The sequence below is a fragment of the Methylorubrum rhodinum genome (genome assembly GCF_014199935.1).
Lineage (GTDB): Bacteria > Pseudomonadota > Alphaproteobacteria > Rhizobiales > Beijerinckiaceae > Methylobacterium > Methylobacterium rhodinum.
This window is the reverse complement of sequence record NZ_JACHOP010000001.1, coordinates 147,423-164,849: the sequence shown is the minus strand read 5'-3', so window position 1 is coordinate 164,849 and position 17,427 is coordinate 147,423. Positions and strand designations below refer to the sequence as shown.

The following is a 17,427-nucleotide window of genomic DNA, read 5'->3' as shown; positions in this document are numbered from 1 at the left end:
GGCGGGCGGGCGTTTCGACCAGCTATCGGCGGCGCAGGCGCACGCCGAACAGGCGCAGGCCCAGCAGCAGCGCTCCGCCATAGGCGAGCGCCCCGGCGAGCCCCACCAGCGCCAGAACCGCAATCTCGCGCAGATGGGGGAGGGCGGGCACGATCCGCTCGGCGAAGGGCAGGCCGTGGACCGCCAGCCCCGCGAGACCGATGCTCGCCGCGACGACCACCGCGACGGTGACGAGGAGCGTGCGCCCCGGCGTGGTCCAGCCGCGCTTGAGCGCGAGCGCGTAGAGGAGCGCGAGGTTGATCCAGGCGCCGATGGCGGTGGCGAGCGCCAGCCCGGCGACGCCGTAGGGCCCGGTCAGCACGAGCTTGAGCGCCACGTTGACCGCGATGGCCGTGAGCGAGGCGTAGAGCGGCGTCTTCGTGTCCTGCCGGGCATAGAAGCTCGCCACCGCCGAACGCACCAGAACGACGGCGGGCAGCGCCAGCCCGTAGGCGGCGAGCACGGCCGCCGAGCGGGCCGCATCCTCGGCGGTGAAGGCGCCGCGCTGGAACAGGGCGGCCATGATCGGCCCCGGCAGGGTCAGGAACGCCACCGCGAAGGGCGCCGAGAGCGCGAGCGAGAACCCGGCCGCCCGGTTCTGCGCCGCATGCGCCCCGGCGACATCCCCGGACGCGAGCCGCCGGCTCATCTCGGGCAGCAGCACGGTTCCGGCCGCGATGGCGATGACGCCGAAGGGGAGCTGGTAGAGCCGGTCGGCATAGTAGAGCGCCGAGACCGCGCCGACGGGCAGAAAACTCGCGATGATGGTGTCGGCGAACGACGCGATCTGGAACCCCGCCGAGCCGATCACCGCCGGCCCCAGCACCTTGAAGAAGCGGGTCATGTCGGGGTCGCGCAGAGTCGGCTTGACCAGCCGCGGCGCGTAGGCCCCGCGGCGGGCGTCCCACCAGACGAGGGCGAATTGCAGCACGCCCGAGACCGAGACGCCCCAGGCGGCGGCGTAGGCCGCGTTCGGAAAGAGGAAGGCGAGGGCCAGCGCCGCCAGCATCGCGAGATTGAGCAGCACCGGCGCGCCCGCGGCGGCAGCGAAGCGGCGATGCGCGTTGAGGATGCCGGAAAACAGCGTCACCAGCGTCATGAACAGCAGGTAGGGGAAGGTGATTCGGGTGAGATCGACCGCGAGCCCGAACCGCTCGGCGTCGTCGGAAAAGCCCGGCGCCAGCGCGCGCACCACCCAGGGCATCGCCGGAAGCGCGAGGGCCAGCAGCCCCACCTGCACCAGCAGCATCAGGGTGAAGACGCGATCCGCGAATTGTTTGGCCGCGCCGGCTTCGCCCGCCTCTTCGAGCCGCGCATAGGCCGGCACGAAGGCGGTGTTGAACGCCCCCTCGCCGAAAATCGCCCGAAAGTGGTTCGGCAGCCGGAAAGCGACGACGAAGGCGTCGGCGATGGGTCCTGCGCCCATCACGGCCGCCGTCACCACGTCGCGGGCGAACCCGGTGACCCGCGAGACCAGCGTCCAGCCGCCGACGGAGAGAATCGAGCGGATCATTTTTTTGGGATTCTTCCCGCGCGATTGACGATGGCCCGGCCGCCATCCCCCTCCATCCCACCCATTCCCCTCATCCTGAGGTGCTGCGAAGCAGCCTCGAAGGAGGGCTCCAGAGGCCGCGCGATCCCTGGAGCCCTCCTTCGAGGCCTCCACTGCGCTTCGGCACCTCAGGATGAGGGTGTGGGTAGGACAGCGACGCGGAGCTTGGCCTCCGCAGTACGGGGCGAGGGCGCGGCGGGGCAATGACCGCGGGGCCACGCCTTAAACGAAAAAGGCCGCCCCATCGGAGACGGGACGGCCCGGAACACGCGTATCGAACGCGACCGATCAGGCCTTCGCCTCGCCGTACAGCTTCTCGACGTACTCCCAGTTCACGAGGTTCTCGATGAACGCCTTGAGGTAGTCGGGCCGGCGGTTGCGGTAGTCGATGTAGTAGGAGTGCTCCCACACGTCGACGCCGAGGATCGGGGTGGCGCCGTGGACGAGCGGGTTCTCGCCGTTGGGGGTCTTCATGATGGCGAGCTTGCCGTCCTTGACCGCGAGCCACGCCCAGCCCGAGCCGAACTGGCCGACACCCGCCTGGATGAAGTCGGCCTTGAACTTCTCGTAGCCGCCGAGATCCTCGTCGATCTTCGAGGCGAGCGCCGCCGGGGGCTGGCCGCCGCCGTTGGGCTTCATCCAGTTCCAGAAATGGAGGTGGTTGAAGTGCTGGCCGGCGTTGTTGAACAGCGCTTGGTTGGTGCCGTGGCTCGCCTTGACGATCTCCTCGACGCTCTTGCCGGCGAGATCCGTGCCTTCGAGCAGCTTGTTGCCGGTGTCCACGTAGGCCTTGTGGTGCTTGTCGTGGTGGAACTCGAGGGTCTCCTTCGACATGTAGGGCCCCAGCGCGTCGTAGGCGTAGGGCAGTTCCGGCAGGGTGAACGTCATGCGAGTCTCCTTGAGTGATCCGGGCCTCGCGGGCCCTGTGGTGATGCGGCGCGCCGAAGGGCGGGATCGGCGCGCGGCCGGCGAGGCGACGGGCGGGTAGGTAAGTCGCTCTCCCGAACTCGGCAACGCCGCGAACTGTGGGTGCAAGGGGTTTGGACGACGGCAAAGCCGTGGAAACGCCTGATTTCCCCGCGCAACGTCCGCAAGGTCCCTGCCACGAATTTTGCAATGCGGGTTCCGGGGGTTATCCTGTCGTTCCCCAAGGCCCGCGACAGTCAGTCGAGAGTACCATGGTCGTCGCGCTGCTCGCGCTCAGTCTCGTCATGATCCTCGGCGGCGTCGCCGCGGTGGTTCAGGGCTTTCCCTACGTGCGGCTGGAGAGCGGGCTCGCCATGGTGATCGGCGGCTCCACCGCCGCCTCGGCCGGGGTGATCCTGCTCGGCCTCTCGGCCGTGGTCGATCGGCTGCGCCGGGTGCAGCGCGCCATCGTCCTCCTGCGCGAGGAGGGTTTTCAGCCGCAGGGTTCCGTTGCGGCCGGGAGCGAGGCGGCCCCGTGGCTCGCCGCGCCGGAAGGGCCCGCCGTCGTGCCGCCGCCGTCCTTCGAGGCGCCGTCGGCCGGAGCGGGAGCGCTCGCGGGCACGGCGGGGCTGGCCGGCCTGGGCCTGGGCGGCCTCGGCCCCCCGCGCGCGAACGGCCGGGGCAGCGAGCCCGTGTTCGAGGACCCCGAGCCCGCGCCGGAGAGCCGGCGGGAGGTCGAGCCGCTGCTGCCCGATCTGCTGCCGGAAGCGCCGGCCGCGCATCGCGACCGCGAGGACGAGGCCCTGTTCGCGGCCGCGCCGACGCCGTCCGAGCCGAAGCTGCCCGTGGCCGAAGGCCTCGGCCTGCGCCCCGCCCTCGACCTCCCGGCCGAGCCGCCGTCCGCATCGGAGGATCACGCGCCGAAGGCCGAGATCGCGGAGCGGGCAACGGTCGAGGCGGAGCCGATCAAGGACGAGGACGGCCCGGAGCCCGAACCGGAGCGCCACGCGGTCGGCAGTTATGCCTCGGGCGCCAACACCTACGTGATGTTCTCCGACGGCTCGATCGAGGCGGACACGCCGCGGGGCCGCTTCACCTTCGGCTCCCTCGACGAGTTGAAGAGCTTCGTCAACGCGGGCGGCGAGGAGACGCGGGGCGCGGCCTGATCGCGCCCCGAATCTGGCCTCACACCACCAGGAAGTCCTGGAAGGTCAGCAGGGCCTTGGTGTCGATCACGGCGAACAGGACCGCCTTGGACACGCCGGAGCCGTCCTTGTCGTAGTACAGCCCGCCCGAGCGGTGGTCGTAGAGGATGCGGTCGTCGGCGTCGGTCCTGGCGCCTGCGTTGCCGACATCCTTGAACAGACCGGAGGCGAGCGTGCCCACCGCGAACTGGGTGAAGACGGCGTCGTCCAGGCGGATCGTGTCGTCGCGGACGGAGAAATCGGTGATGTGATCGACGTTGCGCGACGAGAGTCCCGAGTTGAACAGGAAGCTGTCCGCTCCGCTCAAGCCCGTCAGGGTGTCGGCGCCGAGCTTGCCCGCGAGGATGTTGGCACCGGCATTGCCGCGGATGGTGTTCGCGAACTCGTTGCCGTTCAGGTTGATCGCGCCGGTGCCGGCATCCCGCGTCGTGGCGAGGCTCTCGATCTCCTGGCCGGCTGCGAGGGCGTAGTTCACCCCGCTGCGCACCCCGTCGCGGCCCTGGCCGGCCGCCTCGAGGATGAGGTCGCCGAGGTTGTCGACGACGTAGGTGTCGTCGCCGCGCCCGCCGGCCATCGTGTCCCTGCCGCCCCTGCCGTCGAGGACGTTGGCGCCGGTATTCCCGGTCATGCGGTTGGCGTGCCCGTTGCCGGTGCCGGTCAGGGCCGCGGTCCCGGTGAGCGTCAGGTTCTCGACGAAGCCCGCCAGCACCGTGCTGACGGAGGCCAGGACGGTGTCGATGCCGCCCGTGGTGCCGCCCGCCTCCACCGTCCGGTCCCGGGCATTGTCGACGACGTAGGTGTCGTCGCCGCCCAATCCCGTCATCGTGTCCGCGCCGCGCCCGCCGTCGAGCCGGTTGGCGCCGTTCGTCCCCTGGAGGGCGTTGACGAGTTCGTTGCCGGTCAGGTCGATCCGGGCGGTGCCGGTCTTGTTGGCGGCCAGCAGGGTCTCGACCGACTGGCCGGCCGCGAGCCGGTAGCTCACGGAGGCGATGACGGTGTCGGCGCCCTGGCCGGACTTCTCGACCACCGCGTCGGTGGCGGAATCGAGCAGATAGGTGTCGTTGCCGCGGCCGCCGACCAGCGTGTTCCGGGCCGAGTTGGCGACGAGGACATCGTTGCCGTCGCCGGTCACGGCGCACTCGATCACGCCGCTGCCCATGGCGATCTCCTTGCCGGCGATGGTCGTCTTGCCGCCGGGTCCGAGATTGACGAAGCAGTTGCCGGTGACCGCCGCGGCGTCGATCCAGTCGATCCCGCCATCGGTGTCGTTCAGGGAGAGGCGGGCCGCGTTCAGCGCGCTCATCTCCACCAGTTCGTCGGTGTAGTGGTAGACGTCGTCGGCGGTGGGCCGCGTGCCGTAGGCGACGAGTTCGACATTGGTGAAGAACCCGTCCGCCGTCTCCGGGTAGGTGTCGACGAACTGGATGGTCCAGGTGCCGGCCGCGGCCTCCCCGCGGAGGGAATCGATGCCGAAGGTCCAGGTCAGGCCGTTGGCGGCGGTGTTCCACTCTCCCGTGCTGCCGTCGTGGAGCAGGACGCGGGTGCCCTCGGGCGAGTAGGCGTAGATGTTGACGAAGTTGAAGTTCCCATGGCGGAACGTCAGCGTCAGGTCGACATGCTCGAGGATCATCGAGGCGGTGACGTTGAGGGTGACGTTCAGGTAGCTGCCGTCCGGGATGTAGTTGTTGCCGTTGACGGTCAGGTTGCCGGTCGAGAAGCGCACCTCGTTGGCGGAGGTCTGGGCGGTGGGGCTGAAATGCTTCCACGCCTCGGCCATGCGCACGGCACCGTAGACGTCGAGCATGCCGTAACCGTAATCGTTGCTGTAGTGCATCCCGCCGCCGTTCCACGTGTCGGCGCGGTTGACCTGCCAGAAATTGTTCTCCTCCGCGGAGTGCTGGCTCGCACCGATGCGGGTGCCGGTATGGGTCGAGGAGAGGGCCAGGATGGTCTGGACGTCGCGCCAGCCGAGATTCGGGTTGGCCTGCAGCATCAGCGCGACCGCGCCGGAGACGATCGGGGCCGCGGCCGAGGTGCCGTTGTAGTTGCCCATGTAGTCGCCGCTCGTGCGGCCCGCGGTCCCCGAGCGGTCGGTGGTGACGATGCTGCCCTCGGTCTCGGAGCCGGGCGCGGTCAGCAGGACGCTCGATCCGTAGTTCGAGTAGCTGGAGACGAAGCCGTCCTGATTGGCCGCCGCGACGGTGATGTTGTGGCGCGTGACGTTGGTGCCGTTGCCGTTGACGTCGAGGTCGTCGTTGCCCGCGGACTGGACGATCACCGTCCCGAGGCCGCCGCGGCCGTTGGCGGAGACGTAGGCGTACTCGGCGGCGAGCCGCGCCGCGAAGGCGCTCGGATTGTTGAGGTTCTGGAAGGTGCTGGCGTAGCCCGGCGTGGCGTTCCACGAGCCGTTGGTGACGTCGAAGCGCGTCATCTGGTGGATCGCCGACAGGAAGCCGACCGGGTCCGGATCGTTCAGGTAGGCCGGCGAGGTCTTGCCGAGGATGTTCACCCCCGTGAGGCTCGCGCCCCAGCTCACGCCGACCACGCCGGTGCGGTTGTTGCCGGTCGCCGCGATGAGGCCGGCGGCGCCGGTGCCGTGCCAGTTGTTCTCGTTGCCCGGGCTGTCGTCCGGATCGGGGACGAGGACCCGGCCGTCGACGACGACGTGGCGCGTCGCGTCGTAGCGCGTCTTCAGGTCGGGATGGCGGTAGTCGACGCCGGAATCGTAGACGCCGACATGGATGCCGGCGCCCGTATAGTCGTTCCAGATCGTCTCGATGTTACCGAGCATCCGCAGATGCCACTGATTCGCGTAGAGCGGGTCGTTCGGCGTCATCGCTCGTCTCCAGGCACCGCCGATCCGGCCCGCGCAGTCGCGGGCTTACGGCCACAAGATCGGATCAGCAGGTCCGATCGCAGATCTATCGCAGAATCGACCCGCCCGAAAGTCGGCCCCGTCCCACCTGAATACGACCCAAGATTGACTTCGGTCCCATCCGGGCAGCGCCGCTTCTACGGATGTCGAGGCGGACAACCGACACTCACTCGGATCGAGACGAGGCGTGCCGGTTGAATCGCCCATTTCCACGGGACCGGATCCGACGAGAACAATAAACGATTCGCGGGACTTCGACATCTATCCGAACGGATAGTGTCCCGATCGTCGCGCCGGGGATGCCTGCGCGACGGTCGTGCGCCGACCGCCCGTCCGTCTCAGGCCAGCGGGTTGAGCGCCGGGTTGCGCGCCGGCATCGGGGCGGCGAGCGTGAGGTGGAAGCCTTCCGGCGCGTAGTCCGTCGTGATCGTCGCCTGCACCTGCGTCGTCAGCACCCGCTGCAGCAGCCGCGAGCCGAAGCCCTGGCGGGTCGGGGGTGCGACCGGGGGGCCGCCGCTCTCGCGCCAATCGAGATGGAGCACCCCGCCCTCGACGTTCCAAGTGATGGCGACGCGCCCGCGGCCGGTGGAGAGGGCGCCGTACTTCGCCGCGTTGGTGGTCAGTTCGTGGATCGCCATGCCGATCGGAACCGCGATGTCGGAGGGCAGATCGACCGGCGGGCCGTCCAGCAGGATGCGCAGGTCCGGCGAGGTCTCGGTCTCGCTCTCGGCATAGGGCATCAGTTCGGAGGCGAGGAGGTCGCGCAGGCGCGCGGTCTGCCACGTCGCCTCGGTCAGCACGCTGTGGGTGTGGGCGAGCGACTTGATGCGGCCCACGAACGCCTCGTGGAAGCTGTCGATGCTGGTGGCCGTGCGCGCGGTCGAGCCGACGATGGCCTGGACGGTGGCCAGCGTGTTCTTCACCCGGTGGTGCAGTTCGCGGATCAGCAGGCTGCGGCGCTCTTCCGACTGGTGCCGGTCGGTCACGTCGGCCACGACCCCGATCAGGCGCCGCGGCCACTCGCCGGCCTTCCGCCGCTCGAACCTGCCCGCCATGTCGATGGTGCGCCACGTGCCGTCGTCGTGGCGGCGGATGCGGCCGGTGGCGTGCAGGATCGTGTCCTCGCGCAGTGCCCGCACGATGGCGTGCCGGAAGGCCGGGCGGTCCTCGGGGTGCAGGATCTCCTTGAGGAAGGTCGACTTGCCGATGCTGCCCTCTTCCGGCCGGCGGCCGAACAGGGCGAACATCCGCTCGTTCTCCCAGGTCGCCCGGTCGTCGAGGACGTGCCATTCGAAGATGCCGAGATCGGCGACCGTGGTGGCGACCCGCAGCCGCTCCTCGCGCTCGGCCAAGGCGGCGCGGGCCTCGACCCGCGTGGTGATGTCCTGCACCACGCCGACGATGCCGACCGGCGTGCCCTCGCCGGAGAGGACCGCCTCGCCGCGGGCGCCGACCCAGATCTCGGCGTCGTCGGTGGCGCGGCGGAAGCGGGTCTGGAACTCGTAGGCGTGGCGCTGCTCGATGGCCTCGGACACGGCGCTGGCGATGCGCTCGGCGTCGTCCGGGTCGATCCGCCCGCGCATCGCCGCCCAGGTGACCGAGCGGCCCGGCGCGTAGCCGAGGATCTGCGCGGCGCGGCGCGAAAAGGCCATCTCGCCGGTGACGAGGTCCCAGCGCCATTCGCCGAGGCCCGCGGCGGTCAGCGCGTCGCGGTTCTGCTCGGCGCGCACCAGTTCGTCGGCATCGACCGTCTCGGCCACGGCCACCGTCTCGCCGCCCGCCTCCTCGGAGAGGGACAGGCGCAGGTCGATGCCGCTGCCGTCGGCCCGCCGCCAGCGGGCGATGCCGGGCTCGATCGCGTGGGCGCCCTCCAGCACGGACGAAGCGGCGCACCCGTCGAGGGCGCCCGCGGCGTGCCCGAGCCAGCGGCACAGGCGCGGGTTGGCGGCGCGGATGGTGCGGCCGTCGGGCGAGAGGATGGCGAGGCCGACCGGTGCGGCATCGAAGGCAGCCCGGTACAGGCCGGGCGAGACATCCGGCGATCGAGAACCCTGGTCCGCCCGTTCGAGCAATCCGTTCCCCGTTCAGCAGCCCGGGCCGCTCCCGTCAGCATGGCCGAGGGCGCGGCGACCGGCAAGGCCACGGCGGAGGCAAGCCCTAACTCGGCCGCCGGGTCAACAGCTTGGGTGAAGCGCTCGCGAGCCACCGTCCCACCCGCAGAACGGCCCCGGCGTCGCCTGGTCCGCCCCGCAGCAGGGCACGAACGAGGCGCACCGGCAGGTTCACGGCGAACGCCGCGGCCAGGACGCCGAGGAGGGCAGCCCGTCCATGGTGCTTGCCCGCGTAGAGCGCCTGGGCGCGCAGGAAGTAGAACAGCCGCCGGTCCTTCACCGCCTCGGTCGTGCCCTGGCCGCGATGGCGGATCACGGCCCGTGCGGCATGGCACACGGCAAAGCCCGCCTCGCCCGTCCGGGCGCAGAGGTCGGCATCCTCCCAATAGACGAAGAAGCGCTCGTCGAAGCCGTGAAGCCGCTCGAAGAGGGGGCGGCGGATCATCAGGAAGGCGCCCATCACGGCGTCCACGGGCCGCGTGTCGGCGTGGTCCCAGTCGAGCCGGAAATGGGGGGGGATGCGTCCCGGCATCAGGCGGTCGAGGAACAGGGTGTGGGCAACGAGGCTGAAGCCCGTCGGCGTCCGCGCGCAGGTGCGGTGGGTCCGGCCTGACTCGTCCACGAGGCGGGCGCCGACGATGCCGGTGCGGGCATCCGCCTCCAGCACGGCGCGGGCCTCGGCGATGCCGTCGCGGCTCACCGCGGTGTCGGGGTTGAGGAACAGGATCGCCTCGGCCGAGCCCACGGCCGCGCCCTGGTTGCAGGCGCGGGCGAAGCCGAGGTTCTGGCTGTTGCGCAGCACCGTGACGTGTAGCCCCGGCCGCTCCAGCTTTTGGGCCGAGCCGTCGATGGAGGCGTTGTCCACGACGACGACGCGCAACGAAGCCGCGTCGTCGCAGGCCGCCAAGCTCGACAGGCAGGCGGCGAGCTGTTCCCCGGCGTTCCAGTTGACGATGACGACGTCGAGCCGGCTCACGCGAAGGCTCATGGCGGCGCGTCCGCCGGCCGCCCGAGCCGCCCCCTCAGGCCGTTCGCCACCGCCCGCAGGAGCCGGCCGAGCAGTTTCGGCTCGAAGCCGTGATGGGCCCAATAGAGGCCGATCTGGGCCGGCAGATAGGCCATCTGCTTGAGCTTCCACCGAACCGGCACGTGCGGCAGGCGCCAGCTGAAGGCCGTGTTGCGCAGGTAGACCGCCATGCGGAAGGGTGGCTGGTCGGGCATCGCGATCGGCAGGAAGCGGGCGCGGATCGTGCCGCGACCGACGCTGTGGGGGATCGCGGTCGCTGGATCCATCCAGCAGGAGAATCCCTGACCCCAGGCGCGAAAACACCATTCGAGATCGACCGCGTCGATGAAGAAGTCCTCGCGGAACGGCCCGATTCTTTGGAAGGTCGCGAGATCGACCAGCGAGCCCGAGGTCGCCAGGAACGCCACCGGCAGCAGGGCGCCGTGGGGCGCCATGCCGGGGCGCAGCGGATAGCGCGGCGCCTTGTGGCCGGGGTTCGGCGCGGGCGCCGGGCCGACGAGCGCGGGCGGCGGGCTCGCGGTGCCGAGGCGGTCGAGGGCGAGGCCGAGCGCCTGGGCCGTCTCGGGCGAGGTGTCGGCGTCCTGATCGAGCAGGAACAGCCGGGCGAAGTTTTTGGCGGCGGCCGCCTCGCACAGCCGGTTGAGGGCGGCGGCGATGCCGTCGTTGCGGCCTTCCCCGAGACGCGTCACGCTTGCCGCATCGAGCCGCGCCACGGCATCGGCCGGGATGCCGCCGTTGTCGTAGACGAAGACCGGCATGCGCCCGGAAAAGCACTCGACGATCCGCTCCACCTGCGCGGGCGAGGGGCGGAAGAACACGACGCCGACGGCGGTGTCGTTGGTGGGGGCAGAGGGCGTCACATCGGACCCGGAGCGGTGCGCGGACCGCCTAAGACAGGAAGCGGGGAAGGGGCAAGCCGAAGACTTCCCGCCACCCCCGTCATTCCGGGGCCGCGAAGCGGAACCCGGACCCGAAGGGGCGCGCCGGAGGCGTGCAATCCACCCGTGATGCGGGATGCCAAGGCTGAAGCTGCACCGTCGTGCCCAGTCGTGGATTCCGGGTTCGCCTGCGGCGCCCCGGAATGACGGTGGAGGGTGAAGGCCTCGCGGCTTATTCCACCACCACCTTATAGTTCTGCCCCGGCTTCACGCTCGCCCCGCGCTCCAGCCCGTTCAGCACGAGGAAGCGCTCGGCCGCGCGGTCCGGCACCACCATGCGTCGCGCAAGGCTGTCCACCGTGTCGCCGGGCGCGGCGGTGGCGAGGCGGATGTGGGCGGGCTTGAGGCTCGCGGCTTCCTCCGGCTCGATCGGGCGCAGGCTCTCGACCCAGCGGCGGAAGGCCGGGTCGGGATCGGTCGTGCCCTTGGCCGCCATGATCATGCGGTAGGTGGTCTCGCCGACGCGGATCGCGGCGAGGCGGAAGGTCCAGTCCTTGCCCTTCGACAGGGCGGTGACCGTCGAGTGCCCGTTGACGATGCGGTTCTCGACCGAACCCGAATCGATCGCGTCGTTCCAGGTGGCGCGCAGCACGTCCTCCAGGCCGCGGTCGGCGCTGGCTTCGACCTGATCGAACAGCAGGCGGCGGCTGCCCTCCGGCGTCGTGCCGAGCACGGCGTTGCGGGTGTTCTCGATGGCGAAGGCGTCGGGCACCTCGAAGGCGATGCGCAGGCCCGGATGCAGGAAGCGGCGGGCGCGCACCAGCCCCTCGCCGGGGTTGTCGCCGTAGGCGAGCCCGTCGATCGCCGCGAGATAGCGGGCGCGCTCGTCCGCGCCGAGGCCGGGGGCGCCGATGCGCCGGGCCGCGCGGGTGACGAGCGCGATGCGCTCGGTGGTGGCCGGATGGGTCGCCAGCATGTCGGGCTCGCTCGCGGTGCCGGTGCCGGACTTGAGCGCCATGGTGCGGTTGAGCGCCTCGAGAAAGCGGCTCGCGCCGAACGGGTCGTAGCCGGCCTGGGCCAGCACCCGCACGCCGCTGGTGTCGGCCTCGAATTCCTGCTCGCGGGAGAAGCGGGCCAGCGTGAACTTCGACTGGTTCTCCAGCTGCTTCCCCGTCACCGGATCGTTGAGCACGTCGGCCACGACCCGGCTGACGAGCTGCGAGCGGAGCGCCAGCTCGCTGCGGGCGGTGGCGTGGCGGAGCGTCACGTGGGCGATCTCGTGGGCCAGCACCGCGGCCACCTCGGAGGTGTCGGTGGCGAGCGCGAGCAGGCCGCGGGTGACGTAGAGCCGGCCACTCGGCAGGGCGAAGGCGTTGACGACGGGCGAATCGAGGAGCGTGACCGCGTAGGCCTCGTCCGGCCGCTCGCTCGCCTTCACCAGCCGCTCGGTCACCTCGGTGAGGAGCCGGTGCGCGGCGGGCGCGCGGTACTCGCCGCCGAAGGAGGCGACGAGCTTGGCATGATCCGCGTTGTCGCCGGTGCGGACGCGGCCGGTGGTCTTGGGCGCCTGCTCCGGCACCTTGATGACCGCGGGCGTGATCACGCTGCCGGTCTGGTCGCCGGCGCAGCCCGAGAGCAGGGCCGCGAGCGCAAGACTCCCGGCAAGCCCCGCGAGCCGCCGCGCGCGGCGCGCCGAAGCGTCCAGCCGCACCGATCCGTTGTGCCGATCCCCCGTCATGCCGTTCAGCGCCGCAGCGCCCGCTCCCCCTCGACGACCTCGATCGCGTCCCGGCTGCCCAGATCGATGACCGGGCCCCGCCCGATCTCGACCGTGCCGCGGACCCGCACGAGGCGTCCCTTCAGCGTAGCCGCAGACAAACCATGTTCGGCCAGCCTCCGCCAAGTGCGCTTCTGCACTGTGACGGTCAGGCCCTGCGCCCCGCGCGGGGCGAAGTCCAGATACGTGCGCGCGCTGCGCTCGCCGACATGCAGGATGCGCCCCTCGGTGACGGTGAAGCGCCCGGCGCGGGCGGTGAGCGCCGCGGCATCGCTCGCCTCGACCGCGCCCGCCCCCCACAGGCCGAGCCCGGCCGCGCGCGGCGCCGCCTCCAGCGCCCGCAGGGACGGGCGGCACAGGGTATCCGCCTCGCCCGGATCGGCATGGACGAGGCCCGCCGCGATCAATCCGCCGGCGAGGTCTGCCGGTTCCGTGCCCTCAGTCACCGCATCGACCCGACGGCGGCCCCAGCGGTCCTCGCCGCCGCGCTCGGTCAGGGCGAGCGGCCGATCGCGGAACGGCAGGAGCCATGCGCGGGCCGCCGCCTCGGCCTCCGGCTCGTCGGGCCAGCGCAGGTCCGACAGCACCGCCCGGCGCCCGGAGGCGAGGATGAGTTCGCCGCGCGAACCGAGGCCGGCGAGCCGGTCCGCCCGCGCCGCGCCCGGCCGGCAGGATTCGTCCGCGGCCACGGAAAAGGGCAGCGCCCCGCAGGCGGCGAGCAGCCACAGGGCACCGCCCCGGCGGGCGGGGCCGGGCGGGCGCCGTGTCGCGATGGCGGGCGGTGGGTTCACGCGCGTCTCGCTCGAGACTGATGACATCGGTCGGATGCCAGGATCGCGGCGGATCGTGCCGGGATCGGGGCCGAGACATGCGGCTTGCGCGGATTCGGCGACGCTGCGGCAGGGGCGCCACAGTGGGTACGCGCCCGCCCGATGCGTCGAGTGAGACCCTCCCGCCACACTCGCCCGGATTCCGGCCACGGCCCGGCTTTTCCCGCCTCGCTTGTCCCGCGCGCCTTGCCGCCATCGCATTTGGCCGCGACGGGAGCCGCGGGTTCGCCGGGGAAGCAAGGAGTCTCGATGCCGCGCGGGTTGCTCTCGACCACAGCCTGTCTCGCGCTCGCCGCGAGCCTCGGGGCCTGCGGCACGTCGCGCTTCGACGGCCCGCGGCCGCGCCCGCAGGCCGCCCTGGAGCCCGCCACGCCGGCCCTGCCCGCGGGCCGGGTGACGAGCGAGCCGCTCGCCCCCCCGCCCGGCGCCAGCGCCGCCCCGGTCGATGCGCCGCCGAGCGTCGCCGCCGCGCCCTCGCCGGTGATCGAGCCCGAGCCGCTGCCGCCTGCGCCCTCGCCGGCCCCCGTCGTCGCCACCGGCCGCTCCTCGGTGGTGGGTTCGTGGAACGCCACCGATGCCACCGGAAGCTGCAAGGTCTCGCTGTCGAGCGCGCCCGCGCTCGACCTCTACAAGGCCTCGACCTCGGGCTGCGCCAACAAGGATCTCGCCAAGGTCTCGGCCTGGGACTTTCGCGACGGCGAGGTCTATCTCTACCAGCCCGGCGGCACCGTCACGGCGCGCCTGCGCCAGGCCGGCGGCAGCCTCGACGGCGCGCTGTCGAAGTCGGGCGCGCAGCTCGCATTGGCGCGCTGACGCGCCGTCTTCCTGCTGCCTCGAGCGCCGGCGCCCGCCTCCGCGGGCTTGGCTTCTCGCTCCGCTCGACGCCTCGGCAAAGCCGAGGCCCGCTGCGCGGGGCGCTCGCTCCACTCTCACACGCCGCCTCAGGGGTTCACCCGCACGCCAAGCAGCACGGCGTGGCCCTCGTAGCTCGCATTGGCGCTGGAACTCGTCAGCGTCGACCAGAGGTAGCTGCCGCGGAAGGTGAGCCAGCGGTTGAAGCGGTAATCGAGCCGGGCGAAGGCCGAGTAGCCGCGCTCGCGGATCGCCACGCCCTCGTAGGTGTTGGCGAGGTAGGTGGCGCCGACATTGATCGAGAGGTTGCGGAACAGGTCGTGCTGCACCTCCAACGTCGCCACGTCGGTGAAGGCGCCGCTGGAGCCCGGCACCGCCGTCTCGATCACGCCGGTCTGCTGGTTGAAGCGCACGGTCGTCAGCGGCGAGACCGTCCAGATCAGCGCGGCGCTGACGAGCGGCGCGTCGATGGGGCGGAGCGTGCGATCCACGTAGGAGCGGTGCTGCATGCCCGCCGAGACCTCGGCGGTGAGCGCGCGGTTCAACTCGATGCTGGCGCCCGCCGAGAAGGCGATGCCGTCGGAATCGCGCCGCAGGCCGTATTGATCGACCTGCGTGTCGTAGACGCGGGTGTCGATCAGCGTCTCGACGAAGGGCGTGAACATCGGCGACACTTCGTAGCCCGCCCGCAGCCGCACGCCGTACTGGTTGGCGTCGCGGTCGCTCTGGCGGATCACCGTGCCGTTCGACAGGCGCGCATCCTCGAACACCTGCCGGTCGATCGAGCCGCGCAGCGACAGCTGCAGCCGGTTGAAGTTCTCCTGCACGCCCACCGATGCGCCGTAGCTGGCAAACAGCGGGCGGCTGGCGGTCGCGGCGTTGAGATCGGGGCTGCCGGCGCGCTGGCTGTCGAGCAGGAAGCGCGTCTCGACGTCGATGCGGGTGTCGCGGTTGGCGTCGATCCGCAGCCGCGACACGCCGACCGCATTGGGGCGGCTCGCATCCGGGTTGTCGGGATATTCGAGATAGCTGCCGCGCATCTCGCCCGTGAACTCGGCCTGAGACCAGTCCGAGCGGACCGCGAGTTCGCCCTCGCTGCGCAGGACCAGGGAGGGCTGGGCCGAGCGGGCGACCGTCTGGTTCGGGTTGGTGTCGTAGCCGATGCTCTGGGTGAAGGCCGGCAGCAGGGTGAAGGCGCCGAGCCGGTAGCCCAATGGCGCGTAGGCCGGATCGATGGGCCTCAGGCTCCCCTGCACGATGGTGCCGAGCCCGAGGCCGAGCCCCAGCACATTGGCCGGGTTGACGAGGCCGAGCCGCACGAAGGTGCTCGGCAGCGGCACGCCGGAGACCGGGCTCTGGATCACCGGCGACAGGCGCAGGTCGGTCGTGGTCTGCTGCACCCGCGCCTGGGTGATCTGCTTGGTGGCCGAGCCGAGCCGGCGCGGCGGCGCCGCCCGCTGGCGCAACAGCGAGGGCCGGGCCCCGTTCACCGTCGCGCCGCCGGTGATGCCGGGAGCGGTGCGGAAGCGCGGCAGGCGCGAGACACTGTCGTCGGAGGAATCGGCGGATGGGGCAGGGGCGTCGCCCGTGGAGGCCGGAGCGCGGGGGCCGAAGCTGCCGGCCCCGGACGTGCCGGAGGTCGAGGAAGCCGAATTCGATGCGCCGAGCCCGGACGAGATCAGGCCGCCGCGCAGCGGCGAGGCGGTCTCGATGCCGGTGGGGCGGGGCCGGGCGCGGGCGGACGCCTCCGCCCCTTCCGCAGGAGCGGCGGACGGGTCGGTCGCGGACGGGCTGGCATCCTGGGCGAAGGCCGGGCCGGCGAGCGGCGCCAGCACCAGGGCGGCGGCGAGCGTCGCGGCGAGGCCCCGGAGCGGCGCGAGGGCGCCCGCCCCGGCGCGGTTCGCGCGCTCTTCCGTGATCGGCCGCTCGCGTGTCACCGGCTGCGCTCTTCCCTCGATGCGGCCGGCGGACCCGTCCCGCGGGTCCACCATGGTTAACCGAGCTATACCGAGCAGGGTTAACGGCCGGTTTCGGCGGGCTCCGCGTCCAGCCGCCTTGCGACCACATTCGCGGCTAAGAACGCTCGCGAGAGACCGAGAACACGAACCGGACCCCCACATGGCCCTAGCCCAGCGGATCGAGGCGACGGACGGCGCCGAAGAGGCCCATCCGCAGGCCGTGGCCTCGGCGCTGCGCACCATCGAGACCGAGCGCGAGGGCTTGGCCTGCCTGATGGCGGCGATCGGCAACGGCATGGGCGCGGCCTTCGCGCGGGCCGTGGCGCGGATCGGTGCGGGACGCGGCCGGGTGATCTGCACCGGCATGGGCAAGTCCGGCCACGTCGCCCGCAAGATCGCCGCGACCCTGGCGTCCACCGGCACGCCGGCCCTCTATGTCCACCCGGCAGAGGCTAGCCACGGCGATCTCGGCATGGTGCAGCCGGAGGACGTGGTGGTGGCCCTGTCGTGGTCGGGCGAGACCACGGAACTCGCCGACATCATCGGCTACACCCGCCGCTACGGCGTCGCGCTGGTGGCGATCACCTGCAACGCCGGCTCGACGCTGGGGCGCGAGGCCGACATCTGCCTGACGCTGCCCAAGGCCAAGGAAGCCTGCCCCAACGGGCTCGCGCCGACGACCTCGACGGCGATGCAGCTCGCGCTGGGCGACGCGCTGGCGGTGGCCCTGTTGGAGGCCCGCGGCTTCTCGGCCCGCGACTTCTCCGTGTTCCATCCCGGCGGCAAGCTCGGCGCCTCGCTGCGGCAGGTGCGCGAGGTGATGCATGGCGGCGAGCGCCTGCCGATCGTGGCGCTCGGCACCTCCATGCGGGCGGCGGTGGCCGAGATCGACGCCAAGGGGTTCGGCTCGGTGCTGGTGACGGACGCCGACGGACGGCTGGCCGGCATCGTCACCGACGGCGACGTGCGCCGCGCGATCTTTTCCAAGACCGGCCTCGACGACCTCGCCGTCGACGCGGTGATGACCCGCAACCCCCGCACCATCACGCCCGAGACCCTGCTGGCCAAGGCGCTGCAGATCCAGGAGGCGATGAAGATCACCGCCCTCGTCGTGGTCGAGGACGGGCGCCCGGTCGGCCTCGTGCATTATCACGATCTGTTGCGCACGGGCGTCGCGTAACGCGTTTGAGTGGCCGAGCATCCGCTGCAGCCCCTCATCCGACCCATCCCCCTCATCCTGAGGTGGCGGCGCGAAGCGGCGCCCTCGAAGGAGGACTCCGGGGATCGCGCGGCTTCTGGAGCCCTCCTTCGAGGCCGCTACGCGGCACCTCAGGATGAGGGGGATGGATGGGACGAGCGTTGGAGAACGCCGCCGCACTGGGTCGCATCGCACCCACGTCCACCCCTGAAATCCCGG

12 protein-coding genes are annotated in these 17,427 nt (G+C 71.6%); 3 read left to right on the top strand and 9 right to left on the bottom strand.

Translation table 11 applies throughout. The features are described 5' to 3' along the window. Positions 1-22 precede the first annotated feature (22 nt). Both murJ and HNR00_RS00745 read right to left on the bottom strand, forming a co-directional pair. Positions 23-1,552 (bottom strand): murein biosynthesis integral membrane protein MurJ, encoded by a 1,530-nt coding sequence (gene murJ, locus HNR00_RS00750; RefSeq protein ID WP_183563301.1) that lies wholly within the window; start codon positions 1,550-1,552, stop codon positions 23-25. Positions 1,553-1,879: 327 nt separating this feature from the next. After that, positions 1,880-2,479: a superoxide dismutase gene (locus HNR00_RS00745; RefSeq protein ID WP_183563298.1), complete on the bottom strand. Its 600-nt coding sequence runs from the start codon at positions 2,477-2,479 to the stop codon at positions 1,880-1,882. Positions 2,480-2,769: 290 nt separating this feature from the next. Here HNR00_RS00745 and HNR00_RS00740 point away from each other — a divergent pair, with 290 nt between their 5' ends. Further along, positions 2,770-3,663: a hypothetical protein gene (locus HNR00_RS00740; protein WP_183563294.1), complete on the top strand. Its 894-nt coding sequence runs from the start codon at positions 2,770-2,772 to the stop codon at positions 3,661-3,663. Between the two features lie 19 nt (positions 3,664-3,682). Here HNR00_RS00740 and HNR00_RS00735 read toward each other — a convergent pair whose 3' ends face one another. The 6 genes from HNR00_RS00735 to HNR00_RS00710 all read right to left on the bottom strand — a co-directional run bounded on the left by HNR00_RS00735 (position 3,683) and on the right by HNR00_RS00710 (position 13,161). Beyond that, positions 3,683-6,538, bottom strand: coding sequence for a S8 family serine peptidase (locus HNR00_RS00735; RefSeq protein ID WP_183563291.1), 2,856 nt, complete (start codon positions 6,536-6,538; stop codon positions 3,683-3,685). Positions 6,539-6,915: 377 nt separating this feature from the next. Then, entirely contained in the window at positions 6,916-8,649 is a 1,734-nt protein-coding gene (locus HNR00_RS00730) for a sensor histidine kinase (RefSeq protein WP_183563288.1), read from the bottom strand. Between the two features lie 85 nt (positions 8,650-8,734). Continuing rightward, entirely contained in the window at positions 8,735-9,676 is a 942-nt protein-coding gene (locus HNR00_RS00725) for a glycosyltransferase family 2 protein (RefSeq protein ID WP_183563285.1), read from the bottom strand. Next, a complete protein-coding gene (locus tag HNR00_RS00720; RefSeq protein ID WP_183563282.1) occupies positions 9,673-10,575 on the bottom strand; it encodes a glycosyltransferase family protein in 903 nt (300 codons plus the stop codon). The genes HNR00_RS00725 and HNR00_RS00720 overlap by 4 nt, the downstream gene beginning before the upstream one ends. A 250-nt stretch (positions 10,576-10,825) precedes the next feature. Next, the gene (locus tag HNR00_RS00715) at positions 10,826-12,331 is read right to left on the bottom strand and encodes a M48 family metalloprotease (protein WP_183563279.1); all 1,506 of its coding nucleotides are present in this window, start codon (positions 12,329-12,331) and stop codon (positions 10,826-10,828) included. A gap of 5 nt (positions 12,332-12,336) precedes the next feature. Further along, entirely contained in the window at positions 12,337-13,161 is an 825-nt protein-coding gene (locus tag HNR00_RS00710; protein ID WP_376770343.1) for a DNA-binding protein, read from the bottom strand. Between the two features lie 288 nt (positions 13,162-13,449). Between HNR00_RS00710 and HNR00_RS00705 the strand changes: the two genes are divergently transcribed. Next, on the top strand, positions 13,450-14,013 hold the full coding sequence (locus HNR00_RS00705; protein WP_183563276.1) for an AprI/Inh family metalloprotease inhibitor: 564 nt from the start codon (positions 13,450-13,452) through the stop codon (positions 14,011-14,013). 128 nt (positions 14,014-14,141) lie between these two features. Here HNR00_RS00705 and HNR00_RS00700 read toward each other — a convergent pair whose 3' ends face one another. Beyond that, positions 14,142-15,989 carry an outer membrane beta-barrel protein gene (locus HNR00_RS00700; RefSeq protein ID WP_312885982.1) on the bottom strand — a complete coding sequence of 616 codons (1,848 nt, stop codon included), beginning with the start codon at positions 15,987-15,989 and terminating at the stop codon, positions 14,142-14,144. Between the two features lie 181 nt (positions 15,990-16,170). Between HNR00_RS00700 and HNR00_RS00695 the strand changes: the two genes are divergently transcribed. Next, positions 16,171-17,190 carry a KpsF/GutQ family sugar-phosphate isomerase gene (locus HNR00_RS00695; protein WP_183563271.1) on the top strand — a complete coding sequence of 340 codons (1,020 nt, stop codon included), beginning with the start codon at positions 16,171-16,173 and terminating at the stop codon, positions 17,188-17,190. Positions 17,191-17,427: the final 237 nt, after the last annotated feature.

What these genes read in the sequence shown, in the direction of transcription:
- murJ (WP_183563301.1), bottom strand. Translation starts at nt 1,552, where the DNA reads ATGATCCGCTCGATTCTCTCCGTCGGCGGCTGGACGCTGGTCTCGCGG.
- HNR00_RS00745 (WP_183563298.1), bottom strand. Translation starts at nt 2,479, where the DNA reads ATGACGTTCACCCTGCCGGAACTGCCCTACGCCTACGACGCGCTGGGG.
- HNR00_RS00740 (WP_183563294.1), top strand. Translation starts at nt 2,770, where the DNA reads ATGGTCGTCGCGCTGCTCGCGCTCAGTCTCGTCATGATCCTCGGCGGC.
- HNR00_RS00735 (WP_183563291.1), bottom strand. Translation starts at nt 6,538, where the DNA reads ATGACGCCGAACGACCCGCTCTACGCGAATCAGTGGCATCTGCGGATG.
- HNR00_RS00725 (WP_183563285.1), bottom strand. Translation starts at nt 9,676, where the DNA reads ATGAGCCTTCGCGTGAGCCGGCTCGACGTCGTCATCGTCAACTGGAAC.
- HNR00_RS00715 (WP_183563279.1), bottom strand. Translation starts at nt 12,331, where the DNA reads ATGACGGGGGATCGGCACAACGGATCGGTGCGGCTGGACGCTTCGGCG.
- HNR00_RS00705 (WP_183563276.1), top strand. Translation starts at nt 13,450, where the DNA reads ATGCCGCGCGGGTTGCTCTCGACCACAGCCTGTCTCGCGCTCGCCGCG.
- HNR00_RS00695 (WP_183563271.1), top strand. Translation starts at nt 16,171, where the DNA reads ATGGCCCTAGCCCAGCGGATCGAGGCGACGGACGGCGCCGAAGAGGCC.